The sequence below is a fragment of the Lentzea sp. CA-135723 genome (genome assembly GCF_050936595.1).
Lineage (GTDB): Bacteria > Actinomycetota > Actinomycetes > Mycobacteriales > Pseudonocardiaceae > Lentzea.
This window is the reverse complement of record NZ_JBNJMK010000001.1, coordinates 5,215,698-5,235,034: the sequence shown is the minus strand read 5'-3', so window position 1 is coordinate 5,235,034 and position 19,337 is coordinate 5,215,698. Positions and strand designations below refer to the sequence as shown.

General features: G+C 69.4%; 22 protein-coding genes. 10 read left to right on the top strand and 12 right to left on the bottom strand.

Annotated elements, in window-relative coordinates:
* Positions 1 to 43: 43 nt before the first annotated feature.
* On the bottom strand, positions 44 to 586 hold the full coding sequence (locus ACQEU1_RS23860; RefSeq protein WP_433205680.1) for a TetR/AcrR family transcriptional regulator: 543 nt from the start codon (positions 584 to 586) through the stop codon (positions 44 to 46).
* 52 nt (positions 587 to 638) lie between these two features.
* Here ACQEU1_RS23860 and ACQEU1_RS23855 point away from each other — a divergent pair, with 52 nt between their 5' ends.
* The gene (locus ACQEU1_RS23855; RefSeq protein ID WP_433205677.1) at positions 639 to 1,256 is read left to right on the top strand and encodes an HAD family hydrolase; all 618 of its coding nucleotides are present in this window, start codon (positions 639 to 641) and stop codon (positions 1,254 to 1,256) included.
* Here ACQEU1_RS23855 and ACQEU1_RS23850 read toward each other — a convergent pair.
* On the bottom strand, positions 1,228 to 1,431 hold the full coding sequence (locus ACQEU1_RS23850; RefSeq protein ID WP_433205674.1) for a hypothetical protein: 204 nt from the start codon (positions 1,429 to 1,431) through the stop codon (positions 1,228 to 1,230). The two genes, ACQEU1_RS23855 and ACQEU1_RS23850, sit on opposite strands and share 29 nt — an antisense overlap.
* Positions 1,432 to 1,556: 125 nt before the next feature.
* Here ACQEU1_RS23850 and ACQEU1_RS23845 point away from each other — a divergent pair, with 125 nt between their 5' ends.
* Together ACQEU1_RS23845 and ACQEU1_RS23840 are read left to right on the top strand one after the other, a co-directional pair.
* A complete protein-coding gene (locus ACQEU1_RS23845) occupies positions 1,557 to 1,946 on the top strand; it encodes a cold-shock protein (protein ID WP_285642948.1) in 390 nt (129 codons plus the stop codon).
* A 13-nt stretch (positions 1,947 to 1,959) separates the two neighbouring features.
* Entirely contained in the window at positions 1,960 to 2,544 is a 585-nt protein-coding gene (locus ACQEU1_RS23840; protein ID WP_433205671.1) for an HD domain-containing protein, read from the top strand.
* Here the strand turns inward: ACQEU1_RS23840 and ACQEU1_RS23835 are convergent, their stop codons facing one another.
* Genes ACQEU1_RS23835 through ACQEU1_RS23825 form a run of 3 tightly spaced genes read right to left on the bottom strand, consistent with a single transcriptional unit; the run spans position 2,545 to position 5,255 of the window.
* Positions 2,545 to 2,979, bottom strand: a complete 435-nt coding sequence (locus tag ACQEU1_RS23835) for a DUF2771 family protein (protein ID WP_433205668.1) — start codon at positions 2,977 to 2,979, stop codon at positions 2,545 to 2,547.
* A 31-nt stretch (positions 2,980 to 3,010) separates the two neighbouring features.
* Complete coding sequence (locus ACQEU1_RS23830) at positions 3,011 to 4,498, bottom strand: MFS transporter (RefSeq protein ID WP_433205665.1); 1,488 nt, start codon at positions 4,496 to 4,498, stop codon at positions 3,011 to 3,013.
* A 4-nt stretch (positions 4,499 to 4,502) separates the two neighbouring features.
* On the bottom strand, positions 4,503 to 5,255 hold the full coding sequence (locus tag ACQEU1_RS23825; RefSeq protein WP_433205663.1) for a glutaminyl-peptide cyclotransferase: 753 nt from the start codon (positions 5,253 to 5,255) through the stop codon (positions 4,503 to 4,505).
* 58 nt (positions 5,256 to 5,313) lie between these two features.
* Here ACQEU1_RS23825 and ACQEU1_RS23820 point away from each other — a divergent pair, with 58 nt between their 5' ends.
* Complete coding sequence (locus ACQEU1_RS23820; protein ID WP_433205660.1) at positions 5,314 to 6,087, top strand: DUF3027 domain-containing protein; 774 nt, start codon at positions 5,314 to 5,316, stop codon at positions 6,085 to 6,087.
* Complete coding sequence (locus tag ACQEU1_RS23815) at positions 6,084 to 8,858, top strand: sacsin N-terminal ATP-binding-like domain-containing protein (protein ID WP_433205657.1); 2,775 nt, start codon at positions 6,084 to 6,086, stop codon at positions 8,856 to 8,858. The genes ACQEU1_RS23820 and ACQEU1_RS23815 overlap by 4 nt, the downstream gene beginning before the upstream one ends.
* On the opposite strand, the gene ACQEU1_RS23810 is transcribed toward ACQEU1_RS23815, so the two are convergent.
* Genes ACQEU1_RS23810 through ACQEU1_RS23800 form a run of 3 tightly spaced genes read right to left on the bottom strand, consistent with a single transcriptional unit; the run spans position 8,824 to position 12,047 of the window.
* Positions 8,824 to 10,089, bottom strand: a complete 1,266-nt coding sequence (locus ACQEU1_RS23810; protein WP_433205654.1) for an MFS transporter — start codon at positions 10,087 to 10,089, stop codon at positions 8,824 to 8,826. The two genes, ACQEU1_RS23815 and ACQEU1_RS23810, sit on opposite strands and share 35 nt — an antisense overlap.
* Before the next feature lie 58 nt (positions 10,090 to 10,147).
* Positions 10,148 to 10,573, bottom strand: coding sequence for a MarR family winged helix-turn-helix transcriptional regulator (locus tag ACQEU1_RS23805; RefSeq protein WP_433205651.1), 426 nt, complete (start codon positions 10,571 to 10,573; stop codon positions 10,148 to 10,150).
* Between the two features lie 40 nt (positions 10,574 to 10,613).
* The gene (locus ACQEU1_RS23800; RefSeq protein WP_433205648.1) at positions 10,614 to 12,047 is read right to left on the bottom strand and encodes an NCS2 family permease; all 1,434 of its coding nucleotides are present in this window, start codon (positions 12,045 to 12,047) and stop codon (positions 10,614 to 10,616) included.
* 16 nt (positions 12,048 to 12,063) lie between these two features.
* Between ACQEU1_RS23800 and ACQEU1_RS23795 the strand changes: the two genes are divergently transcribed.
* Positions 12,064 to 12,330: a DUF2530 domain-containing protein gene (locus tag ACQEU1_RS23795; RefSeq protein WP_433205645.1), complete on the top strand. Its 267-nt coding sequence runs from the start codon at positions 12,064 to 12,066 to the stop codon at positions 12,328 to 12,330.
* Here ACQEU1_RS23795 and ACQEU1_RS23790 read toward each other — a convergent pair.
* Both ACQEU1_RS23790 and ACQEU1_RS23785 read right to left on the bottom strand, forming a co-directional pair.
* Positions 12,327 to 12,512, bottom strand: coding sequence for a hypothetical protein (locus tag ACQEU1_RS23790; RefSeq protein ID WP_433205642.1), 186 nt, complete (start codon positions 12,510 to 12,512; stop codon positions 12,327 to 12,329). The two genes, ACQEU1_RS23795 and ACQEU1_RS23790, sit on opposite strands and share 4 nt — an antisense overlap.
* Before the next feature lie 65 nt (positions 12,513 to 12,577).
* On the bottom strand, positions 12,578 to 13,045 hold the full coding sequence (locus ACQEU1_RS23785) for a DUF6247 family protein (protein ID WP_433205639.1): 468 nt from the start codon (positions 13,043 to 13,045) through the stop codon (positions 12,578 to 12,580).
* A 50-nt stretch (positions 13,046 to 13,095) separates the two neighbouring features.
* On the opposite strand from ACQEU1_RS23785, the gene ACQEU1_RS23780 reads away from it, so the two are divergent.
* Positions 13,096 to 13,872, top strand: a complete 777-nt coding sequence (locus tag ACQEU1_RS23780) for an ABC transporter permease (protein ID WP_433205636.1) — start codon at positions 13,096 to 13,098, stop codon at positions 13,870 to 13,872.
* A 134-nt stretch (positions 13,873 to 14,006) separates the two neighbouring features.
* On the opposite strand, the gene ACQEU1_RS23775 is transcribed toward ACQEU1_RS23780, so the two are convergent.
* Positions 14,007 to 14,630, bottom strand: a complete 624-nt coding sequence (locus tag ACQEU1_RS23775) for a superoxide dismutase (RefSeq protein ID WP_382442737.1) — start codon at positions 14,628 to 14,630, stop codon at positions 14,007 to 14,009.
* 86 nt (positions 14,631 to 14,716) lie between these two features.
* Between ACQEU1_RS23775 and ACQEU1_RS23770 the strand changes: the two genes are divergently transcribed.
* The 3 genes from ACQEU1_RS23770 to ACQEU1_RS23760 all read left to right on the top strand — a co-directional run bounded on the left by ACQEU1_RS23770 (position 14,717) and on the right by ACQEU1_RS23760 (position 17,807).
* Positions 14,717 to 16,369, top strand: a complete 1,653-nt coding sequence (locus tag ACQEU1_RS23770) for an ABC-F family ATP-binding cassette domain-containing protein (protein ID WP_433205632.1) — start codon at positions 14,717 to 14,719, stop codon at positions 16,367 to 16,369.
* Positions 16,366 to 16,776: a hypothetical protein gene (locus ACQEU1_RS23765; RefSeq protein ID WP_382442735.1), complete on the top strand. Its 411-nt coding sequence runs from the start codon at positions 16,366 to 16,368 to the stop codon at positions 16,774 to 16,776. The genes ACQEU1_RS23770 and ACQEU1_RS23765 overlap by 4 nt, the downstream gene beginning before the upstream one ends.
* 65 nt (positions 16,777 to 16,841) lie before the next feature.
* Complete coding sequence (locus ACQEU1_RS23760; protein WP_433205629.1) at positions 16,842 to 17,807, top strand: hypothetical protein; 966 nt, start codon at positions 16,842 to 16,844, stop codon at positions 17,805 to 17,807.
* Positions 17,808 to 17,819: 12 nt separating this feature from the next.
* On the opposite strand, the gene ACQEU1_RS23755 is transcribed toward ACQEU1_RS23760, so the two are convergent.
* Positions 17,820 to 19,316, bottom strand: coding sequence for a glutamate--cysteine ligase (locus ACQEU1_RS23755; protein WP_433205626.1), 1,497 nt, complete (start codon positions 19,314 to 19,316; stop codon positions 17,820 to 17,822).
* Positions 19,317 to 19,337: the final 21 nt, after the last annotated feature.

Here is a 19,337-nt window from a genome sequence, read left to right as displayed (position 1 = left end):
CCTCCCCGTTGTTGCAATACTATTGCAACAACGGGGCTTCAGGTCATGTGTCCATCGTCGCTCTGGCGACCCTGACCACGGCGTCCATCGCGCTGTCGAGGTCGCCGCTCGGCATCAGCAGGTGGCTGAGCGCGAGCCGGACCGTCGTCTCCGCCGTGAACCGCACGTGCCTGCCGGGGAAGTGCCTGCTCAGGTGCTGCTCGACGACCTCGGTGGCGTGGAAGAGGATCGGATGGCCGCGGATCGTGATGAACGGCAACAGGTCCTCGGCGTTCTGGCCGGTCAGCACGGCCGAGACGAGCCTGTCCTTCTCGGTCTGCTCGAAGGTGAAGCGGAACGCCGACCGCATCGCCTCCCACGGGTCGGGGTCGTCCTGGAGCCGGGACATGATCCCGTTCAGGTACTCCTCCGTCTTGTGCACGGCGACGGCCTGGACCAGGCCTTCCTTGTTGCCGTACTCGTTGTAGACGGTCTGCCTGCTGACCCCGGCGCGGCTGGCGACCTCGATCATGCGCAGCCCGTGGAAGCCCCTGGCCGCCAGGAGGTCCGCGGCCGCGTCCAGCAAGAGCTCGGTGATGTTGCTCACCACCTCACCTTTACACATCTGAGGCTTATGTAAAGACGTAGAGTCAGGTTCCGTGCCGTTCACCGTGGGCTTCGACCTGGACATGACCCTCATCGACCCGCGACCGGGCATGGCCGCCGTGATGAACGAGGTGGGTGCGCGCAGCGGCTACGACCTCGACGGCGAGCACTTCGCGTCGAACCTCGGCCCGCCGCTGGACATGACCTACCGCGAGATGGGCGTGCCGGAGGAAGAGATCCCGGACCTGGTGGCGTTGTTCCGCTCGCTGTACCCGGAGGTCGTGATCCCGGCGACCGTCGCGCTGCCGGGCGCCTTCGAGGCGTTGCGGAGCGTTCGGGAGCTGGGCGGCTCGACCATGATCGTGACCGGCAAGTACCGCAAGAACGCGGCCCTGCACCTGGAAGCGCTCGGCTGGGAGGTCGACCACCTCTACGGCGAGCTGTGGTCGACGGGCAAGGCGGAGTCCCTGAAGCTGCACGGCGCGGCCGTCTACGTGGGTGACCACGTCGGTGACATGAACGGTGCGCTGGCCGCGGGCGCCCTGGGCGTCGGTGTCGTCACGGGGCCGTGCTCGCGCGCGGAACTGCTGGAGGCCGGCGCGACCGCGGTGTTCGAGGACCTGCGCGAGTTCCCGGAGTGGCTCAGGACCTCTTCTGGCGTGACTTCCTGATCACCGCGATGATCCCGAGCCCCAGCCCGGCGGCGGGCAGGTAGGTCGCCGCGACGTTCAGCCACACCGGCAGGTCGCCGTAGCCGGCGGCGAAGAGCACGAAGACCGCGACGATCGCCAGTACGCCCACGGCGAACAGGCCGATGGCCAGCGGCATCAACTTCGGAGCGGTCATGGAAGGGACTGTAGTCGCGCTAACGGAGGTGCCTTCGTCCTGGTCTTCTGGCTACTCTGGTGGGACGCGTCTCGGGTACGCCTGGGGCGCGTTCGTTGTGCAGAGGTAAGGGAATGGTGAGCGCGGTGCCGACCGGCAAGGTCAAGTGGTACGACACGGAGAAGGGCTTCGGATTCGTCACCCAGGACGGTGGCGAGGACGTCTACGTCCGCAAAGCGGCGTTGCCCCCCGGTGTCACCGGGCTGAAGGCCGGCCAGCGCATCGAGTTTGGCATGGCGGAAGGGCGCCGCGGCCCGCAGGCGCTGTCCGTGCGGTTGATCGACCCCGCCCCGTCCGTGGCCGAGGCCCGGCGGCGGCCCGCGGAGGAGCTGCACGGGCTGATCGAGGACATGATCAAGCTGCTGGAGAACAAGGTGCAGCCTGATCTGCGGCGCGGGCGGTACCCGTCCGACAAGAAGAGCATGAAGCTGGTGGCCGAGGTCGTCCGGGCGGTGGCGCGGGACCTCGATCCGTAAAAGGATCAGCGGCATGTCTGACGCTGACAGGATCGTCGAGTTCGTCTACGAGGTCGGCCAGCTCAAGCGCCTGCCTCGGGCGGGCTGGCTCTTCGCCGGGGTCCAGCACCCGGAAACGGTGGCCGCCCACTCCTTCCGGGTGGGCGTGCTGGCCTACGCCATCGCCGTGCAGGAGGGCGCGAACCCCGACCGGGCGGCGACCCTCGGCCTCTTCCACGACGTGCCGGAGACGCGCGTCGGCGACATCCCGTACGTCGGCAAGCTCTACGTGGACGTCAAGGTGCCGCCGGAGCAGGTGGCTCGCGACCAGGTCCGGCACCTGCCTCCGCAACTCGCCGAGCACATCCGGCAGTTGATCGCCGAGCACGAGGCGGCCAAGGACCTCGACCACACGCCAGAAGCGCGATGCTCAAGAGACGCCGACAAGCTCGAACTCCTCTTGCAGGCCAGGGAGTACCAGGCCACCGGGGTCGGGAAGATGGAGCTCTTCATGCAGACCATGCGGGCGTCGGTGGTCACCGACACCGGCAAGGCGTTGATGGAGGCCGCTCACCGCATCGCGCCCACCGAGTGGTGGGAGGCGTTCGGCAGGCGCTGATCAACGCGTGACGTCGACCACCCACGAGCCGCGCATGAGCGGCTGGCCGGTTTCCAGGACCGCGGCGGCCGCCTCGTGGACCTCGATGCGGAGCAGCTGGTCCGAGTCGTTCGGGACGGCCAGGGTGTAGGTGTAGTCGTCGCCCCTGCCGAGGAACGGGGAGGAGCAGCCCTCCTGGACGCGGGCGGCGTTCTCGTACACGCACACGACCTCCCAGATGCCCGACGCGAGCCGGCCGTCGACGGAGATCTGGACGACCTTGCCGGCGGGCACCTTCAACGAGGCGGGGGCGTTCTTCTCGACGCAGTTGGAGCCGTCGAAGGCGCAGTAGATCGTCGGCTCGATGCGGATGGTCTTGCCGTTCGCGTAGAACGTGACCTCCGGGTCGTGCTGCTGCAAGGAGCAGCCGGACAGCACGAGAACGCTGGCAGCCATCAAAGAAGCAAGTCGACGCACGTCAGGCAGCCTACGGGGTCACCGGCGCCGGCCTGCGGAGGACCAGCTTGTGCAGGGACGTGCCGTTGCGGTACATCCAGGTCTGGGTGAGCCCCACCGCCAGCAGCACGGACAGCACCAGGAAACCGACCCAGAACGTCGCGGGCAGCAGCACGCCCAGCGCGCCGCCGAAGACCCAGGCGAGCTGCAGGATCGTCTCGGAACGCCCGAACGCCGACGCGCGCGACTCCTCCGGCAGGTCGTCCTGGATCACCGCGTCGAGGCTGATCTTCGCCAGCGACGAGGCGGTGGCGCCCAGCAGACCGACGACGGCCGCCGTGACCAGGCCCGGGAGGGCGGCGGCGACGATCGTGGCGGCGAGGGCGGTGGCGACGCAGGCCAGCACCACCTCGTCGGGCTTGCCGAAGTGCTGCCGCGCGCCGATCGCGTTGCCCAGGAAGCTGCCGATGCCGGCGGCACCGGCGATCACGCCGAGCAGGAGCAGCTGGCGGACGGCGTCGCCCTCGGTCTGCTCGCGCACCACGAACGCCGCGAACAGCGTCAGGAACCCTGTCAGCATGCGGATGGAGCCGTTGCCCCACAACGAGACCGCGACGTGCCGCGAGATCCGTTGCCTGGCGGGCTTCGAGGTCAGCGTCGCCGGCACCTCGCCCTCGGTCACCTCGACCCACGACGGGATCTTCATGCACAGCCAGGCGTTCACCCCGCACAGCACGGCGGTGAACCACAACGCGCCCGGCGAGCCGAACAGGTTCGCGAACCCGGCCGCCAGCGCGCCGAACACCGCGCCCGCCGCGAGCCCGAACACGGTCATGCGCGCGTTGGTCTTGGACAGCGTGATCTCCGGTGGCAGCACGCGCGGGGTGATCGCGGACTTCAGCACGGTGAACGACTTCGACAGCACCATGCTGCCCAGCGCGGCCGGGTACAGCAGCCAGTTGTCGAAGTTCAGCGCCATCACCACGGACAGCCCGATCCGCAGCACGCACGACGCGGCGAGCGCCAGCCGCCGGCCGCGCTGGATCTTGTCCAGCAACGGCCCGATCACCGGCGCGATCAACGCGAACGGCGCCACGGTGATCAGCAGGTAGAGAGCGACCTTGGTCTTGGACTCGGCGGACGCGGCCGAGAAGAACAGCGTGTTCGCCAGCGCCACGGCCATCGCGGCGTCGGCGGCGTAGTTCATCATCACCGCGTAGGTGACGGAAGTCATGCCGGACTTGCCGGCGCCGTCCGCGTGCGCCGCCCGCCGGAACGCCGCCACGGCCTGCGCGGAGATCTGCTTGCTGCGGAACCACGCCACGCGCGTGACGGTGAGCTTGCGCGGCGGCTTCGGCGTCGGGGTCGTCTGCTGGTCGGAGTTGGGCAGCGGCCGGGTCTGCTGGGGCGGCGGCTGGAAACCGTGCTCGGACGGCACGCCACGGCGCTCCCGCGGCCGGTACTCGTCGTCCTGCCACGGGTAGCGCCTCGGAGGCTGGTCCTCGCGGTCGCCCGTCACACCGTCAATCCTGCCCCATCCCGTTGAACCTCACTCGGAAGATGGTCGGCCAGTTCTTGCCTGTGACCAGGAACTCGTTGGTTCCCGGGATGTGCGCGATGCCGTTCAGCACGTCCACGTCGCCCGAAGGCTTCAACGACGACAGGTCGTAGGTGTTCAGCACCTGACCGTCACCGGGGTCGATCCGCACGATCTCGTCGGTCTTCCACACGTTCGACCAGATCTTGTCCCCGACGCACTCCAGCTCGTTCAACTGCGTCAGCGGCTTCCCGTCCCGCGTGACCTGCACGCTTCCGGTCTCGGCGAACGTCTTCGGGTCGCGGAACGTCAGCTTCGCGGTGCCGTCGCTCATGACGAGCCGCTTGCCGTCGTCGCAGATGCCCCAGCCCTCGCCCTCGTAGGAGACGCGGCGCTTCTCGTCGAGCGTCTTCCGGTCGCGCTCGATGGCGACGCCGTTCTGCCACGTGATCTGCCAGATGGTGTCGCCGACGACGGTGATGCCCTCGCCGAAGAACTCGGGCGGCAGGTCGACCTCCTTCTGGACGTTCCCGGTCGCCGGATCGAGGGCGCGCATCGTCGACTCGCCCTCGAGGCCGGTGCCCTCGTAGAGGACGCCGTCGACCAGTTCCAACCCCTGGGTGAACGCCGACGTGTCATGCGGAATCTTTTGCAGAACTTCTACCTGCGGTTTTGCTGGCTCGGGAGAAGAACAGGCGGCCAAGACCGCGACGAGGACCAGCCAGACGGGTGAGCGCACCCAACGGAGGGTGGCACGAGTTTTCGTCCCGGCGAAGTCCTGCGGCACAATTCAGGTCGTGAACGCCACGCAACTGCTCGCCGACGCCGTTGACCTCGCCCGCGAAGCAGCGCAGGACGAAGCCGGGTTGGAACGCGTCGGTGCTCACGTGGGGGTGCTCGGCGAGGACGAGTACTCCGTCACGCACCTCTTCGACGCCGAGCACGCCGGCTACCGCGGCTGGACCTGGGCGGTGACCGTCGCCTACGCGGGCGAGGGCTCCCCGGTCTCGGTCAGCGAGGTCGTGCTGCTGCCCGGTCAGGACGCGCTGGTCGCCCCGGAGTGGGTCCCGTGGAGTGAACGGGTCCGCGCCGGTGACCTGGGCGTCGGCGACCTGCTGCCGCCCCGGGAGAACGACCCGCGCCTGGTCGAGGCGTACGTGCAGTCCGACGACCCCGCCGTCGAGGAGGTGGCGCTGGAGATCGGCCTCGGCCGCACCCGCGTCCTGTCCCGCGAGGGCCGCCTGGACGCCGCCGACCGCTGGGCGACCTCCGACTTCGGCCCGCGCTCCGACATGGCCCGCAGCGCCCCCGCGCACTGCGGCACCTGCGGTTTCTACACCCGCGTCGCCGGTGCGTTCGGCTCGGCGTTCGGCGTGTGCGCGAACGAGATCGCGCCCGCCGACGGCCACGTCGTGCACGTCGAGTACGGCTGCGGCGCGCACTCGCAGGTCGAGGTCGAGATGGGCTCGATCGTGCCCGTCGCGGACCTGGTCTACGACGACGCGCAGCTCGAGGTCGTGGAGGCCGAGCCGGCCGCGGAGACCGTCGACGCGGCGAGCGTCTCGGAGTGACCGATCCGTTCGGCACCGAGGTCCTGCGCGCCTCGGTCCTCGCGGCGTGGCGTGGTTCGCCCACCCGGTTCCGCGAGGACGCCAACGCCGAGGAGGACCTGCGGCTCGGCGGCTACCGCGACCGGCTGCTGGTCGAGCTCGCCCAGAACGCGGCCGACGCGGCGGGCGACGAGCCGGGTGTGTTGCGGATCACGCTGGTCGACGGTGAGCTGCGCGCCGCGAACACCGGCGCCGCGCTGACCGAGGCCGGTGTCGCCGCGCTGGCGTCGCTGCGCGCCTCGTCGAAGGAGTCCGGCGTCGGCCAGTTCGGCGTGGGCTTCGCGGCCGTGCTGGCGGTGTCCGACGCGCCCCGCGTGATCTCCACGTCCGGCGGCGTCGAGTTCTCCGCCGAACGCACCCGTGCCGAGGTGCCCGAGCTCGCCTCCGAACGCGGCGGCGACGTGCCGGTGCTGCGCCTGGTGTGGCCGGTCGCCGAGACCGTGCCGGACGGCTTCACGACCGAGGTCAGGCTGCCGCTCAAGGTCGACCTGTCGCTGGACGACCTGGCGGAGGAGGTACCCGACCTGCTGCTGGCGTTGCCCGGCCTGCGCCGCATCGAGGTCGGCGCCGAGTCCTGGGAACGCTTCGTCACCGCGGACGGCGTGGTCACCGTCGGTTCCGCGCGCTGGCTGGTCGAACGCGCGGTCGGCGAGCTGCCCGCCGAGCTGGTGCAGGGCGTCGAGCACCGTCCGCAGTGGACCGTCTCGTGGGCGTACCCGCTGGACGAGCCGCTGGGCGAGGACGTGCTGCACGCGCCGACCCCGACCGACGAACGCCTGTCGCTGCCCGCCCGCCTGATCGCCACGCTGCCGGTCGAGCCGTCGCGCCGCCGCATCTTGCCCGGCCCGGCCGCCTGGTCGGTGCTGGACGCCGCCGCCGAGGCCTACCCGGAGCTGGTCGCGCGGGTCCCGGCGATCGAACGCACCGCGCTGGTGCCGTTGCCCGGCTTCCCGCTGTCCGAAGTGGACGATCGACTCCGCGCGGCGCTGCTGCGCTCGTTGCGCGCCTCGGCCTGGCTGCCGCTCGCCTCCGGTGAGTGGATCGAACCGTCCCGGGCCCGCGTGCTCGACGTCGGTTCCGAGGAACTGGTCGACCTGGTCGAGGACGCCCTGCCGGGCCTCCTGGACGCCGAGCTCTCCGCACCCGTGCACGCGAAGGCGTTGGCAGCGCTGGAAGTTCCGCGCGTGACGACGGCCGAGGTCGTCGCCGCGCTGGCCGGTGTCTCCGGCGACCCTGGCTGGTGGCGGGACGTCTACGCCGCTTTCGCGCCGCTCGCCGAGGTCGACCCGGACGTCCGCGAGGCGTTGCAGTCGCTGCCCGTGCCGCTGGCCGACGGCCGCACGGTGACGGGCCCGCGCACCACCCTGATCGCCGACGAACCGCTGCCCGGCCTGCGCGTCGTCCACCCGGACGCCGTGCACCCGCTGCTGGTCCGCCTGGGCGCCGTCGAAGCCGGCGCCTCCGAGCTGCTGGCCGACCCTTCGTTGCGCGAGAACGTGGCGCGCTCGCTGGAGGACGCCGAGGCGGGTCTCGACGGCGAGGACCTGATCGAGACCGTGCTCCGGCTGGTGGACCGCGCGGCCGTGCGGGCGGGCGAGGAACCGTGGCTAGGGGCGTTGGCCCTGCCCGACTCGTCCGGCGAGTGGCACCGCGCCGACGAACTGCTGCTGCCCGACTCGCCGCTGGTCGGCGTGGTCGAGGCGGACGCGTTCCCGTTGCTGTCCAAGGAGATCGCCGAGACCTACCCGAGGGCCGCTCTCGTCGCCGTGGGCGTCGTCGACGGCTTCTCCCTGGTGGTCGACGACGAGCCCGCCGGTGCCGACCACGACCTGCCGGACGAGTCCGCGTGGTGGTCGTCGACCCCGGACGAGCCCCGCCGGGTCGTGGCCGTGCGCGACCTCGACCTGGTGTCCGACTGGCCGGCCGCACTCCGGCTGCTCGCCTCCGACCCGGTCACCTGGCGCGCCGTCACCGAGCCGGACGGCTACACGGGCTGGTGGATCGCCCGGCACGCGTCGCTGGCGGGCAAGGCCCCGCGCGAGTACCGGCTCGCCGACGCGACGTTGCTGGACGGGCTGTTCGACACGGTCCCTGATCTTGAGCTGGCGGAGCACGTGCTGCGCGCGGCCGGCGTCCGGTCCAGGCTGGAGATCTGGGACGACGACGATGCCGAGTTCGTGCTGGACCGCCTCGGCGACGAGGACCGCGTGATCGCGGACGCCGTCGTGCTGCGCGCCTACGCGGCGCTGCCGGAGGGCGACTTCGCGCCGCCGGAACGGGTCCGCGTGCTGTCCGGGACGGTGGCCGCGGCGGACGACGTCGTGGTGCTGGACCACCCGTGGCTGATGGGCGTCGCGCCGGCCTCGCGAGTGCTGCTGGCCGACGGCTCGGAAGAGCTGGCCGACCTGCTGGACCTGGCACTCGCGTCCGAGGAGTTCGACGGGTCACCGGACCACGTCGGCGAGGTCGTGCAGTGGCGTGATCTCGGGGCCGTGCGCAAGGCGTGCGAGCTGCTGGAGGTCGAGCTGCCGGACGGTGTCGTCGTCGTGCACGACTCGTTGTTCGTGGACGGTCAGCGGGTCGAGTGGTGGATGGTCGACGGCGTCCCGCACGCCGCGGACACGCCGGAGGGGCTCTCGCGGGCGCTGGCGTGGGTGGCGGAGCGGTGGGACGACCGGCACGCGTTCGCCGCGCTGATCACCGATCCGACGGCTGCAACTCTGCTGGGCTGATCTCGGCGGGTTCCGCCACGCGCCTGCGCAGGCGCGGCTTCGCGATGTCGCCGCGCCGCACCAGGATGATCCACGCGGTGATCGTCACGAGCATCGACACGGCACCGCCGATGATGATCGGCGCACGGCCGTTGATCTCGCCGAGCCACCCCATCAACGGCCCGCCGACGGGGTTCCCGCCTAGGAACACCAGCATGTAGATGCCCATGACCCTGCCGCGCATCTCCGGCTCGACGGCCAGCTGGATGGTGGCGTTGGCGGTCGTGTTGAACGTCATCATCGCGACACCGACCGGGATCATCATCAACCCGGTGAGCAGCATCGTCGGCATCATCCCGGAGATGATCTCCAGCACGCCGAACACCACACCGGACCCGATGAACACGGTCATCTTCGGCGTCTTCCGCTTGGCCGCCAGCGTGGCGCCGGCCAGCGTGCCCACGGCGATCAGCGTCGACAGGAGCCCGTACGCGTCGGCGTCGCCGCCGAACACGTTGCGCGCCACGATCGCCAGCGTCATGTAGAAGTTCATGCCGAACGTGGCGATGAAGAACACCAGCAGCATGACCGTCAGCAGGTCCGGGCGGCTGCGCACGTAGCGCAGGCCGGACAGCAGCTGGCCCTTCTCGCGGGGCAGGGGATCGGAGCGCATCAGCTGCTTCGTGCGCATCAGCCAGATGCCGCCGACCACGCCCACGAAGCTGATGGCGTTGGCGAGGAAGACCCAGCCGGTGCCGATGGCCACGATCGTCACGCCCGCGATGGCCGGGCCGATGATCCGCGCGAGGTTGAACATCATCGAGTTGATCGCCACGGCGTTGGTCAGCTGATCACGCCCGACCATCTCGACGACGAACGACTGCCGCACAGGTGTCTCGACGGCCGAAAAGGCGCCGAGCAACAGGCACAGCAGGTAGACGTGCCACAGTTCGACAACCCCGAAGACGTCCAACAAGCCCAACGCCAGCGCGCAGAGTCCGAGCGCGGACTCCAGCCAGAGCAGGAGCTTGCGCTTGTCCATGCGGTCGGCGAGGACGCCGCCCCACATCGAGAGCAGCAGGACGGGCAGGAACTGGAGCGAGGCCGCGAAGCCGAGAGCGACGGGGGAGCCGTTGGACAGTTCCAGGACCAGCCAGTCCTGGGCCACGCGCTGCATCCACACGCCGACCAGCGAGATGATCTGGCCGGAGGCGTACAGGCGATAGTTGTATATGCCTAACGATCCGAACATTCCGGTACGACGAGGTGGCGGACTTGCTGCTCCACCACCCGCGTAACCCGTCACGTTCTTACTGACCCGCCATCCTGTCGATGATGTCGGCGGCCCGTGTGAGCAGTTCCCGTTCCTCCGGGTCCAGCTCGGCCAGCCGCTTGTCCAGCCACGCTTCGCGGGCCGTGATCTCGTCCTCCAGGTACGACAAGCCTTCGCGCGTCAGCTCGACGATGGCTTGACGGCCGTCGGTGGGGTGCGGGCTGCGCGTGGCGAACCCGAACTCCTCCAGGGCGGCGATCACGCGCGTCATCGACGGCGGCTGCACGCCTTCCTTGGCCGCTAGTTCCCCTGGGGTCAGCGGTCCGCACTTGTGCAGGGTGGACAGCGCTGACACCTGTGTGAGCGACACCGACGAGTTGGTGCGCTGCGCCCGCAGGCGACGGTTGAGGCGAACGACGGCAAGCCTGAGCCTGCTCGCCAGTCCGTGCTGATCGGTCGCCACGTAGTTAGCATACCTCACGAAATAGTTTCCTGCCGAAAGGTCAGCTCAGCAGGCTCTGGATCGGGCCCAACGAGAAGTAGACGACGAAAGCGGCCGCCACGATCCACATGAGCGCGTGAATTTCGCGAGCTTTGCCCGTCAGCGCCTTGAGCAGCACGTAGCTGACGAAGCCGGCGCCGATGCCGTTGGCGATCGAGTACGTGAACGGCATGACGACGATCGTGAGGAACGCCGGCAGGGCGATGGTGAAGTCGGTGAAGTCGATCTCGCGGACCTGCATCATCATCAACGCGCCGACGATGACCAGCGCCGGTGCGGCCGCCTCGATCGGCACGACCTCGTAGAGCGGCGTGAAGAACATCGCCAGCAGGAACAACACGCCCGTGACGACGTTGGCCAGACCGGTCCGCGCGCCCTCCGCGATGCCGGACGCCGACTCGATGTAGACGGTGTTGGACGAGCTCGACGCGGCGCCACCGGCGACGGCGCCGAGGCCGTCCACGAACAACGCCTTGCTGACGTTCGGCAGCTGACCATCTTTGTCGATCAGCCCGCCCTCCTTGCCGAGACCGGTCATCGTGCCGACGGTGTCGAAGAAGTCGGTCAGGACCAGCGTGAAGACGATGAGGGCTGCCGCCAGCGCCGGGATCCGCGTCCACGCGCCGAACGACACCTCGCCGAGCAGGCTGAGGTCCGGCACGCCGAAGACCTGGTCGGGCAGCGCGGGGTAGCCGAGGTTCCAGCCCTTGGCGTTGACGCCCGCCGACGGCCCGGCCTTGACCAGCGCTTCGAGCACGATCGCGAAGATCGCCGTGGCGACGATGCCGATGAGGATCGCGCCCTTGACCCGCCGCGCGAACAGCACGCCCGTGAGCACCAGGCCGACCACGAACACCAGCGTCGGCCAGCTCGCGATCGACCCGTTGATGCCGAGCCCGACCGGCACGGTGGTGTTGGCGGCGTCGGGCAGGCGGCGCACGAACCCGGCGTCCACGAGCCCGATGAAGCAGATGAACAGGCCGATGCCGACGGCGATCGCGGCCTTCAGCTCGTTCGGCACGGCGTTGAACACCGCGGTCCGCACGCCCGTGACGACCAGCAGCAGCACGACCAGGCCGTTGACGAGGATCAGGCCCATCGCCTCGGGCCAGGTCACCTTGGCGGCGACGCTGACCGCGACGAACGAGTTGATGCCGAGCCCAGTGGCCAGCGCGAACGGGTAGTTGGCGATCAGTCCGAAGAGGATGGTCATCACGCCGGCGACCAGCGCCGTCACCGCCGCGACCTGCCCGACGGGGAGGATGTTGCCGAGCACGTCGGGGTGCGAACCGGGACCCGACGGCGCGAAGCTGCCGATGATCAACGGGTTCAGCACGACGATGTAGGCCATCGTGAAGAACGTCACGACACCACCGCGGACCTCGCGCGCCACGGTCGACCCGCGCTCGGAAATCTTGAAGAACCCGTCCAGCATCTGGTCTCCTATCGATGTGTCCGAACGCGACTCCACCCCACCGCACCCGCCGGCGCTGCCGCACAGGCTGGCAGACCCCGTGCCCGTCGTGCTGGGTGGTACCGCGCTGTGGTTCCTCGGTTTCCTGGTCGTGCTGATCTTCGACCGCGAGGACGGCACCCTGCTCTGGACGACCCTGTCCGGCGGCCTGCTCGGGATCATCGGGTACGGAGTCTTCTACTGGCAACGCCGGGCAGCGAGGCGAGGGTCACGCGGGGCCCAGCAGGGCCTCGAAGACGCCTAGTCCGTCAGCTTCGGGTGACCGGTACCAGCACGGGTGACCCACACGGTCTTCCGTTCTTCTAGGACGACGAACCAGATGCGTCCGCCGGCGGTGACCTCGTACTGCCACTGGTCGCGCTCGACGCCGTCCACGTCCAGCCGAGCCAGATCGCCCTTGAGGCGATGGTGGCGAGTGGTGTTCACCTTGGGAGAGGTAGGGCTCTCCATGAGGTGGCGCGACACGATCGCCGCGTATGGCTGGCAAATGTTCACTCGTCTTCTGACGGGGGGACGGAGTCGAGGTCCCGGGTGGTGATCGGGGTGGTGAGTGCGCGGTGCAGGTCCGGGTCGGCGTGCACGATCGCGGTGTTGGCCCACTCGTGCACGGTCTGTCCGAGCAAGGACCATTGACCGAGATCAGCAGACGCTTGGATGGCCTGCACGAACTCCCGCACGAACTCTGCTCGATCAGACTCGGGCAGCACGGCGGTCCAGGGGAACTCGTCCTTCAGCGCGTCCGCGATGACATCAGGCCCGACGTGGCGGAACACCGAGCGCAAGGCGCGAGCGGCCATGAGTGCTCCGCTGTGCCGATTGGCGTGTTGGTCGGCGCGCACCAGGAGGAGGTCGGCTCCGTCCCGTCGTTTGACCCGCACCTCATGCTGCTCTGCGATGGCCGCGACGCTCTTCGGGTCGCGTTGCAGTTCGCTCCACTGCACTTCGCTGACAATGCTCACTTCAACAAGTCTGAACTTAGTCTGAATTGAAGGCAACTGCACGATCGGGTGTGATCACGACCATGGTTCTCGTCGCCGACTGGGTCCGGCTGCTGATCGTCTGCGTCGCCTTCGTGGCCGCCGCGGCCGCGATCACCCACTTCACCGGCCTCACCAGCCCGAAGCCGTTCCTCGGCGCCGCCGCCCGAGGCGTCCTGCAGCTCGCGGCCGTGTCCGCCGTGATCACGTTCGTGCTGACCCACCTGGGCCTCACCTGGGCGTTCCTGGTGCTGATGGCCGTGGTCGCCACGGCGACGTCCGCGAGCAGGACGGGCACCGGCCGCAGGGGCGTCTGGGTGGCCGCCGCGATCCTCGTGGGCACGGTCCCGGCGCTGGGGTTGCTGCTCGGCATCGGTCTGCTGCCCGTCCAGGGCATCGCGCTCATCCCGGTCGGCGGCATCCTCATCGGCGGTGCGATGACCGCCACCACGTTGTCTGCCCGCAGAGCCCTCGACTCGCTGCACGATCGGTACGGCGAGTACGAGGCCGCGCGCGCGTTGGGCTTCCACGAACGCGATGCGGTCTGCCTGATCATCCGCAAGCCGGCCGCCGAGGCGTTGATCCCGGCGCTCGACCAGACCAGGACGGTCGGGCTGGTCACCCTTCCGGGTGCTTTCGTCGGCATGCTGCTCGGCGGCGCGCCAGTCTGGCAGGCCGGTGCCCTGCAGATCGTGGTGCTCCTGGCGTTGCTGGCGGTCGAGGCGGCCGCCGTGGCGACCGTGGTCGAACTGATCGCGAGACGTCTGGTCAGGAGGACTTCCCAAGGAAGCGAAGTTAGGCTAACCTAAGTCTCGTCGCTTCGTGGTGGGAGCGGCAGTCAGTTCGGGAACGGACGAGGCCCCCCTCTGGGCAGAGGGGGGCCTCGTCGTGTTCGGCAGCGGGAGCTTGTCGGAGCATCCACCGCCGAAGCATCAGTGCCGCATCAGGGCAGCAGCAGGCCGTTCTGGCCGCCGCGCGCCGCCTCGAAGCGGGCGGAGACGTCCTCCCAGTTGACGACGTTCCACAGCGCCGAGATGTAGTCGGCCTTCAGGTTGCGGTACTGCAGGTAGTACGCGTGCTCCCAGATGTCGAACGCGAGCAGCGGCGTGACCGCGATCGACAGGTTCGAGTGGTGGTCCTTCAGCTGCAGCGTGATCAGCTTCTGCGCGATCGGCTCCCAGGCGAGGATGCCCCAGCCGGAACCCTGGATCGACGACGCGGCGGCGTTGAGCTGGCCGCGGAACTTGTCGAACGAGCCGAAGTGCTCGTCGATCGCGGCCGCGAGCTCGCCGACCGGCTTGTCGCCGCCGTTGGGCGAGAGGTTCTTCCACCACACCTGGTGCAGCGCGTGGCCCGCGAGGTGGAACGCCAGCGTGGTCTCCAGGCCGACGATCGAGCCGAAGGACTCCTTGTCGCGGGCCTCCGCGATCTGCTCGATCGTGTCGTTCGCGCCCTTGACGTACGCGGCGTGGTGCTTGCCGTGGTGCAGCTCGTTGATCTCACCGATGATCGCCGGCTCGAGGTCGCCGTAGTCGTAGTCGAGATCCGGCAGCACGTACTGGCCCATGACAACTCCTGCAATCTCTTGGTACTTGCAACTTACTAGCAATAAGCGTCAGTAAACCAGTTGCGGGCGTCCGTAGCGTCGTAGGCGTGTCCGTGCTGACAGCCAGGAACATTTCGCTGTCGTTCGGTCCGAGGACCGTGATCTCGGAGGTTGATTTCGATGTTTCGCCTGGTGACCGCGTCGGCCTGATCGCGCCCAACGGCGTCGGCAAGTCCACGTTGCTCCGTCTGCTCTCCGGTGAGCTGCCGCCGGAAACCGGATCTGTCTCAAGCACCGGGACCGTCGCGCACCTGACGCAGGAGACCCTCCACGTTGGTGGAGAGTCGCTGCGCGACCACCTCGCCCGCCGCACCGGCGTCGCCGAGGCCGAGCAGTGGCTGCAACGTGAGGCCGAAGCCCTGGCAGACGGGGGCGGTGCCGGGTACTCCGACGCCTTCGACCACTGGACCGTCATCGGTGCCGGTGACTTCGACGAACGCGCCGAGGTCGTCTGCCAGCGCCTCGGCCTGCCCGCCGACCTGCTGGACGGCCGGGCTCCCGACGAGCTGTCCGGCGGCCAGCAGGCGCGGCTGCGCCTCGCGGCCGTGCTGCTCACCCGCGCCGACGTGCTGCTGCTGGACGAGCCGACCAACGACCTCGACGCGGCCGGGCTCGACCTGCTGGAGTCCCACGTCACCGGCTACCAGGGCGCGATCGTGCTGGTCAGCCACGACCGGGAGTTCCTCGCGCGCACCACGACCGCCATCGCCGAGCTCGACGAGTTCAGCCACCGGATCACCGTGTTCGGTGGCGGCTGGGACGCCTACGTCGAGGAGAAGGCGAACGCGGACCGCCGCGCGCACGAGGAGTACGAGGCGTACGAGACCAAGCGCTCCGAACTCGTCCAGCGCAGCCGTCAGGTCAGGGAGTGGTCGCGCAAGGGCGTGCGCCGGGCCAAGAGCGCCAAGATGCTCAACGACGAACCCGACCGCAACGTCCGCGCGGGCCACCAGCGCGGTGCCGAGAGCCTGACCGCCAAAGCGTCCGTTGTGGACCGTCAGCTGGCGCGGCTGGAGGAGGTCGGCGAGCCGCGCGAGGCGTGGGAGCTCCGGCTCACCCTGCCGTCCGCCGGCCGGGGCAGCTCGGTCGCGTTCACGTTGCGCGGGGCCGTGGTCAGCCGCGGCGACGTCACGCTCGGGCCGGTCGACCTCACGATCGGCGCGGGCGAGCGGTGGCGGATCGTCGGTCCCAACGGCACGGGCAAGTCCACGTTGCTCGGGGCGTTGCTCGGCCGGATTCCCCTGCTGGAGGGCGACAGGTCCATCGGGCCGGGCGTCGTCGTCGGCGAGGTGGACCAGCTCAGGGCCGAGTTCGCGAGCGACGCCAGCGCTTTGCGGATCGTGGCGGACGCGACCGGTCTCCAGGACGTGGAGGTGCGCACGCTGCTGGCGAAGTTCCGGCTCGGCGCCGACGCGGTGCTGCGGCCTGCCCGCGAGCTGTCACCGGGCGAACGCACCCGCGCAGGCTTGGCCTTGTTGCAAGCAAAAGGCACGACCTGTTTGGTCCTCGACGAACCGACCAACCACCTCGACCTGCCGGCCATCGAACAGCTCGAACAGGCCTTGGAAACCTACGAAGGCACGTTGTTGCTGGTCACACACGACCGGCGGCTCGCTTCGGCCGTGCGGGTGGATCATGAGGTCGACGTCCGCGACCTTCTCACGTTTCCTCGTGTGAAGGGTGGAAGATATGACGCATGACCACCGAGGAGGACTGGCCGGTCGAACAGACCTGGTCGATGCGCAACACCCACTGGCACGCCTATGTGGAGCACACGTCACTCGATCACGCCTCTCCTCGGCAGGTTCGGCTCGAACGCACCCCTGAGGAAGTCCTGACGTCGCCGGACGAGGTCGCCGCGTGGCTGGAGGTCAACCTCCGCAGCGCCACGCGGCCGGAGGAGACCGGCAAGAAGCGGGTCAAGGACGAACGCGACTTCACCGACTCCAACCGCGTGCACGCGTCGCTGGCGTCACGGGGCGAGTCGATCTACACGGGAGTGAAGGGCGAGCTGACGCTGGCGGTCGAGGCCGTCACGCCGGACGAGTGCCGCACCTCCCACGACGGCGCGGACGTCGCCCCGCTGAAGTCGGGACGCCGCCGCTAGGGGCACGAGGGCTGGACGGGACCGCTAGATTCGAAACCCTGGGGGAGTTTCGCGCTGGGGGTTCGATGAAGCGGTTCCTGCCCGTTCTGGGCGCTCTGGTCCTTCTCGCGGCGATCGTCGGAGCCGTTGTGTGGCAACGACCTGGCTCGTCACCGGAAGCCATCGCCGCCGGTGACGTCGTCGTGCAGCACGCGGACGGCTCGATCCTGTGGCGGTCCGGTCAGCCCGACACGCCGCTGGTGCGGCAGGTGGTCCGGGAGCTCGGGACCATCGGGACGCCGCTCGACCGGCTCCGCGACGCGGGCGGTGCGCTGGTGGTCACCACGATCGACTCGAAGGCGCAGGCCGCCGCGACGGAGGTGCTTCGCCGGCAGGCCACCGGGCGTCCGGCGTCCATCACGGCGGTCGACCCGTCCAACGGCGGCGTGCGCGCGTACGCACCCGGTACGGACCCCGCCGTGGACTACGCGGGCGGGGTGGTCAGGGAAGCCGGTGCGGCGGCGCGGCCGTTCGGGTCCGTGGCGCTCATGCGGGCCGCAGGGGTGCCGGAGAGCGCGGAGGTCGAGGGGCGCGGCACCGAGCTGCTCGGCACCGAGGCCGCGCTGCTGAGGCCGCTCGACGTGGCGGCCGCCTACGCGACGTTCGGGGCGGAGGGTGTGCGCCACGACGCGCACTTCGTCACCCACGTCACCGAGTCCGGCGGCAAGACGCTGTACCGGTGGGCGGCCTCCGGCAAGCCGGCGCTGGGGCTGGATCCAGCGCGCAGCAAGGAGTTCGCGGCACGGGTCAACGAGGAGCTGCGCGCCGATCCGTTGTGCGGCAACGACCCGACGGCGGCCTGCCTGCCCGTCGAGGTGAAGGACGGAGACGTGGTCCGGCACGCGTGGATGATCGGGTACACGCCGGAGCTGTCGATCGCGGTGTTCGTGGGCGGGGAGTCGAGGCCCGACGTGCAGGGCAGGCCGGTCACGGGGACGGGCCTGCCCAACGAGATGCTGCAGTCGTTCCGGGAGGAGCTGCTGACCTGGTGACGTCCGGCGCGGCTAGCCGACGTGCCAGGTGTGCACGGGCTCGCCCGCGTGCATCAGCTCCATGTACCGCTTGAGCATGCCGGACAGGGCGGCGTCCCTCGACATGCCCCGTTCCTCCAGCAGCGCAACGGTTTCCCGCTGCCACGACGATCCCGTGCGCCGCGCGAGGCAGCGCTGCTCGATCACGCCGAGGTAGCGTTCGCGGGCCTCGTCGGAGACACCGCAGTCGCGCAGGCCGTCGTGCGCCATCGGCAGCAGGCGGCGCAGCACCAGCTCGTCCGGCGGGATCCAGCCGATGCCCGGCCAGTACAGCTGGGCGTTCATGCCGTGCCTGGCCCCGGTGTAGAGGTTCTCCTCCGCCGCCTGGAACGACATCTGCGTCCACAGTGGACGTTCCTGGGAGGTGAGGGCGCGCTGGGCGCCGTAGAAGAAGGCGGCGTTGGCCATCGTGTCGAGCACCGTGGGCCCGGCGGGCAGGACCCGGTTCTCGACGCGCAGGTGCGGCACTCCGTCGACGACGTCGTAGACGGGGCGGTTCCAGCGCCAGATCGTGCCGTTGTGCAGGCGCAGCTCGGAAAGCCTCGGCGCACCACCGGCTTCGAGGACCTCCAACGGGTCCTCGTCGTCGGTTTCCGGCAGCAGGCTGGGGAAGTAGCGCACGTTCTCCTCGAACAGGTCGAAGATCGACGTGATCCACCGCTCCCCGAACCACACGCGCGGCCGGACGCCCTGGTTCTTGAGCTCGTCCGGACGGGTGTCGGTGGCCTGCTCGAACAGCGGGATGCGGGTCTCGTGCCAGAGCGCCTTTCCCAGAAGGAAAGCCGAGTTCGCGGCGATCGCGACCTGCACACCTGCGAGGCACTGGGCGGCGTTCCAGTGCGCGGCGAAGTGCGTCGGCTCGACCTGCAGGTGCAGCTGCACCGAGGTGCACGCGGCCTCCGGCAGGATCGACTCCGCGTAGCTCAGCAGCTTCTCCGGTGTCTTGCCCGGCATCGCCGGGCCTTCCATGCGCAGCACCATCTCCTCGCCGCGGGCCTTGAAGATGGTGTCGTTGAGCAACGCGTACCGCGGCGCCTCGGAGAGCCATTTGCGGTCGAAGTGCCGCTCCCGCAACGTGGGCAGCACCCCGATCATGGCGAGGTTGGCGCCGACGTCGTTGGCCTTGGAGTCCGCGTTGTCGAGCGACAGCCTGAGCTCTTCCTCCAGGCCGAGCATCTCACCCCCCGCGAGCTCACGAGGGGGAACGTTGATCTCCAGGTTCTGCTGACCCAGTTCCAGCGTGTAGGACGGGTCGTCGATCTTCTCCAGCACCTCGGAGTTCGCCATCGCCGGCCGCATCGCGTCGTCGACGAGGTTCAACTCGATCTCGAGCCCCATCTGCCGACGGGGAAAGGAAAACGTGTCTTCGGCCAGCATCGTGGCCAGTGCGTCGAGACTCCGCTGCATCTTCTCCCGATAACGCTGGCGGTCGTCTCTGGTGAAAGTGCGGCTGGACACTTCACTTCCCATGCCGCTACCCCTTCGCTCGGC